General features: G+C 37.9%; 5 protein-coding genes and 1 pseudogene. 3 read left to right on the plus strand and 3 right to left on the minus strand.

Annotated features, from left to right (window positions below):
* Positions 1-872 precede the first annotated feature (872 nt).
* Entirely contained in the window at positions 873-1,361 is a 489-nt protein-coding gene (locus AACW06_RS18665) for a hypothetical protein (protein WP_192076220.1), read from the minus strand.
* 69 nt (positions 1,362-1,430) lie between these two features.
* Positions 1,431-2,315, minus strand: a complete 885-nt coding sequence (locus tag AACW06_RS18670) for a hypothetical protein (RefSeq protein WP_192076221.1) — start codon at positions 2,313-2,315, stop codon at positions 1,431-1,433.
* 194 nt (positions 2,316-2,509) lie between these two features.
* On the opposite strand from AACW06_RS18670, the pseudogene AACW06_RS21115 reads away from it, so the two are divergent.
* Positions 2,510-2,614: pseudogene (locus tag AACW06_RS21115) on the plus strand (DUF645 family protein); the annotation flags it as partial.
* A 378-nt stretch (positions 2,615-2,992) separates the two neighbouring features.
* On the opposite strand, the gene AACW06_RS18680 reads toward AACW06_RS21115, so the two are convergent.
* Complete coding sequence (locus AACW06_RS18680) at positions 2,993-3,127, minus strand: hypothetical protein (protein WP_272956772.1); 135 nt, start codon at positions 3,125-3,127, stop codon at positions 2,993-2,995.
* Between the two features lie 784 nt (positions 3,128-3,911).
* Between AACW06_RS18680 and AACW06_RS18685 the strand changes: the two genes are divergently transcribed.
* Both AACW06_RS18685 and AACW06_RS18690 read left to right on the plus strand, forming a co-directional pair.
* The gene (locus AACW06_RS18685) at positions 3,912-4,181 is read left to right on the plus strand and encodes a hypothetical protein (protein ID WP_192076222.1); all 270 of its coding nucleotides are present in this window, start codon (positions 3,912-3,914) and stop codon (positions 4,179-4,181) included.
* 164 nt (positions 4,182-4,345) lie between these two features.
* A complete protein-coding gene (locus AACW06_RS18690) occupies positions 4,346-4,852 on the plus strand; it encodes a GNAT family N-acetyltransferase (RefSeq protein WP_017049015.1) in 507 nt (168 codons plus the stop codon).
* The last annotated feature ends 244 nt before the right edge of the window (positions 4,853-5,096 follow it).

Here is a 5,096-nt window from a genome sequence, read left to right on the forward strand (position 1 = left end):
GTTTTACTATGCGTCAGGTAAAGTGTTTTACGGTGCAATGCAGCGGCTTGGTCAGTGCGTTGTTCACCACTTAATTGGGCGTTAGCTGGGGTTAAGAAAAACGGTGAATTTAGGGTGGAAAGGCTTTCGGTTTTCTAGCTACACACCGGACAAATCTCAGTTTCTCAACTATCTCGCCAGTGGCACTTTTTGGGAAGTGTTTGAACTTAACGAAGTCTGCTTACGGGAAATGTTGTGTTTGTTAAGTTCGTTGGCGTGGTTTCTTTGCTGTTGAAATTCATGAATGCCTAAATTCATTTCGTGTGCTCTGTCGTTGGCTTTTTCGATAGAATTCTTTGCAAATTACCATGCTTAAAAATGGTGATTTTCTCGGTCATTTCTTCTTTGCCAAGGGCATTTCGTGGATTGGGTTTTAATTTCACAGCTGTCTGTTTTACTTTGCCGTTTGAAAGCAATAATGTGTTTCAAATTAGGCATTTTGGTGTAATTTGCTAGCGAAAGTGCAGCAGCTAACTAGGCGTTTAAGACGGATTCCCAACGCTTGGGAGTTTCGATTCTAGGTTGAGTTTTGTGTTTAAGGCACAATGGTTTAGGATTGTGGTCGCGTTGCTCACCACTTAACGCGGCGTTAGCTTCTTAAAGGCTGCGCCCGTAATAGTTTAAGTTCAACAGTTCTGAAAATTTGGCTTTTAGTATGTAATGATGTAATGGCCAAATTTTACTTGACCATTACCTATTATAATTTTGTTTCCTTATTTAGGAAACAAAGCCTCTTGAATCTATCAATACCTTAAACTGATAATAAATGGCGACATTGACACTATATACCTATAGCATCAATGTACCATCAACGTTAGTTGTCACACATAATGTCAGCTAAAGGATATATAAGGGCAGCGAGATATAACTAGTTCTTTTTGCTCCTCTGTTATATTGGTTTCCTGCATATCTCTTATTTTAGTTATGGGTACCTCAGCATTTGTGTCAATTTTGTAACCGAATTTAACGCCATTTTTGTGTACTGTGCTATTTTCGATATCTACTGAAAAGACAGCGAAATCAGTCCATATTGTTCCTTTTCCTCTCCTAGAAATTTCCGTAGGCGTGTCAAAAATAGTCCCTTTTTTAGCATTGTTGAATATAAGATCCTGAGGAGTATGGCCTTCGCAATGGTTATCAATGTTCCATTGCTTAGCAACATTACTTCCAACGGAAGTTGCGGGGAAAATTAATTGCATTAATGGCTTTTCTTTATTGTGAAATAAATGAAATTCCATGCCAAACTGAATATCACAATCAGCTTCTGCTCGTTGCATTAATGTGTATTTTAACAAATAATTTTTGATTCGTTGCTCTGTCATATTATACTCCTAGCTGACATTGTAATAGTTATTGACTTGAGTCAATCTCTACTGAAATCAATGAAAAACTTATGCTAGGGCAAGTTTTAGTTTTTGGTTGAATGCCAACTTCATTTCATTTAGGTGCTCTTCAACCAGTTCATTCATTTGTTTTAGCAATTCTTTATTACTATCATCAAGGTTTGTGGCAACTAATTTTTGGAATTTTTCTGCCGACTGATACATCTCAGGATTAGATTCTTCAATTGCCTTAGTAGCATTTTCTTTGAATACTTCAGAGTTTTTATTTATCAATTTATTGTTTATTTCAATTTGAGTTTGAAGAGTATTTGCTATGTCCATCTTTGTTTGAGATATTTGTTCATCAAGAGAGTATCTAACTGTAAAAAACATCGAGTATTGCTGAATGAAATCATTAGAAAAAAACTCTTTCCGTGAATAAACAGACACATCCATACCAAAAAATAAGTGTAAACCATAACCAAGAGGTATGTCTCGGACGACTTGATTTGAAGTTATAGCGTTCACTTGCTTAAATGTTTGCATAATACCGCATACTAGAGACGTTGCTGTTTCCTCGATATTTTTAATATTATTCTTGATAGCCGGTTGATTGTCTTTGATTTTATTAGATGTTTCGGGGTCTGGTGGTGTTTCGTTCCCATCAGGAAGATCTGAAGCATTTCCTCCTGAAATAGCAGAACCAATTTCCCTAACTATTTTAATTACATTATCTAAACTCCATGATGATGTCGTTTGCCAGTCTTTGTTAGCATAAGTAAGTACTGGGCTATTTCCCCATTTATTACTTGAGTAATACTTTTCCAATGAAGAACTAACTTCATTTTTTAAATAGCTTAACCTTTCGTCAAGTTCACTGTCTTTTTGTTTCAAGAAATCATTAAATTCTTGATTTTTTTTTGCTTCATCTGCAATAGATTTTGATTTTCCCATGATTATATCCTTAATTTATAGGGTTGTATGGCAAATATAAATCTAGTTCCATTTAATGCTTTTGCAAAAAATAACAAACCAATTTTTCACATATGAGATTTAAGTTGTAAAAACCATTGCATTTAAATTTAAATTTGTCAGTATTAAAGTACGTCATAAACTTCGCGTTCTAATAAATCTCGGTTCGCCATAAGTGGCCTCTTAACCGTGGCCAACTTAGCCTTGATCGTTTTGAGTTTTGGCAACCAACGTCACAGCGTTTGCCGTTGGACGTGTGTTTGTGTGATGCTTTTGCGTAAAATACCTTTCAAGAAAATGGTTAAAAATCCTTTGAAACAATGGGCTACGAAGCTAACAAGGCGTTTAAGGCGGATTCACAACGCTTGGCGTTTTTAATTTGTATCAGCTTAAGTGTTTACGGCACAATACTTTTAGTATAGTGCTCTGCGTTGCTCACCCCTTAACGCGGCGTTAGCTGGGGTTAAGAAAAACGGTGAATTTAGGGTGGAAAGGCTTTTAGTTTTCTAGCTACACACCGGACAAATCTCAGCTTCTCAACTATCTCGCCAGTGGCACTTTTCGGGAAGTGTTTGAACTTAACAAAGTCTGCTTACGGGAAGTGTTGTGTTTGTTAAGTTCGTTGGCGCGGCTTCTTTGGTGTTGAAATTCATGAATGTCTAAATTCGTTTCGTGTGCTCTGTCGTTGGCTTTTCCGATAGAATTCTTTGTAAATTATCATGCTCAGGAATGGTGATTTCCTCGGCCATTTCTTCTTTGCTAAACGCATTTCGTGGATTAGGTTTTAATTTCACAGCTGTCCGTTTTACTTTGCCGTTTGAAAGCAATAATGTGTTTCAAATTAGGCATTTTGGCGTAATTTGCTAGCTACAGTGCAGCAGCTAACTAGGCGTTTAAGACGGATTCCCAACGCTTGGGAGTTTCGATTCTAGGTTGAGTTTTGTGTTTAAGGCGCAATGGTTTAGGATTGTGGTCGCGTTGCTCACCACTTAACGCAGCGTTATGTGTTTGATGAGTTTTTAAGGTCAAAGCTACGATTTCATTGAGAATTCGTTCTGTGTTTTCGGCAGGTTGGCTTAGTCGAAATGGATTCTTGAACAACCTGAGATTGATCGTTTTCAAGGTTCTTTGGTTGCCTCAATTGGTTTTTGGATCTGGTTTGTGTTGAGTTTTGTAGGTTTTAAATCGCTTTAATTGAAATGTCTTTTTGACTGATTCTCTTGCTGAAGCTCAGCTCTAAAAGTCTGGTGAAGCAAAAGGTTTTGTTGTGGCTGAAAGGGCGCTTTCTTTGTTGTTGATTCTGCAAGTGGCTCTCTTTGGCTAAGATCGCTGTGAAATTTAGGTTTTGGTAAGTATTGGTTTTTCACGTAACTTATTAAAATCTCTTCATTTCTACGGTGGTTTACTTTGAATTCACGGTAAAATTCACATAACAAGCAATTCAAGTGGATTCTCAACGCGTGGCAGTTTTACTATGCGTTGAGTAAAGTGTTTTATGGTGCAATGCAGCGACTTGGTCAGTGCGTTGTTCACCACTTAATTGGGCGTTATAAGCTAATAAAAAATAGGGAAATTTTTATGGGAACTAAAGCATATGAAGAGGGCTTTAAATCATGTCTTCATTCCGATTATGTAAATCCATATCCTGAAGACTCTTCAGAATTTGACGATTATGAGCGTGGTCGTACACAAAAACTCAAGCGTAGTGGTTCAAATAGTAATTTTTCTGGTGGCTTCAATCCGTGGGAGCCGGACTTAGAACCTGTCAGAGACGTTGAGTACAAACCAAAGAAATCATCGTTAGAACCACAAAAACCAAATCCTTACGCACAAGCAAAGGGAAAGTAGGGCGCTTCGAGTACGCTTATAACAAAGCATTTAAGATGGATTCCCAACGCTCGGCATTTTTGGTTTACTTTGGATTTAGTGTTTACGGTACAATACTTTAAGTGCAGTGGTCTGCGTTGCTCACCACTTAATGCGGCGTTATGTAACAAGGAGAGTTCAGCTAAATGGAAGTAGTATCTGAAAGGCTGCAGATGAAGCCATTATCGGAAAATGACTGGCCTTTATTTCTGCAACTCCATACGAATCCTAGTGTCATTTCACTTTGTTTCGATGAACTGCCAAAGTCAGAAATTGAGAGTAAATTTAAATCTCGATTAGTACCTTGGTTTGTAAAGTCGAAGCATTGGCTATGTTTGGTTGTTGTCGAGTCCAAAACGGACAAAGCAGTAGGTATAACAGGTTTTTGTGTTAACGATTCTGTTGCTGAAGTTGGGTTTATGTTTTTGCCCGAATATCATGGACTCGGGTATGGTACAGAGTCACTGCAAGCTCTCATAAATTATTCAATGTCAGAGTTTGGCATCGCTAAATACAGTGCAGTTGTCACAGAGGGTAACATTGGTTCCGAAAAGGTACTTACAAAAGTGGGTTTTGTACTCGATAGGATAGTGCCTCAAGCTTATGAAATCGGTGGTCATTTGTACGCAGATCATGTCTACCAATACGCGTAAAATTGTTACATAACAAACAATTTAAGAGGGATTCCCAACGCTTGGCATTTTTGCTTCTACTTCAACTTTAGTGGTTACGGTACAATGCCTTAGGTTGGGTGGTAGCGTTGCTCACCCCTTAATTGGGCGTTAGGCAAATGAGGAAAGTATGTACATATCAATTAAAGTAAGTCTGGTTTCAGGTATGTATGCTTATGAAGACTGGAGTTGTGAAATAGAGTTGTCGCAAAAGACATCACTGCGC

Source organism: Vibrio sp. S12_S33 (genome assembly GCF_963889785.1).
GTDB classification, from domain to species: domain Bacteria; phylum Pseudomonadota; class Gammaproteobacteria; order Enterobacterales; family Vibrionaceae; genus Vibrio; species Vibrio aestuarianus.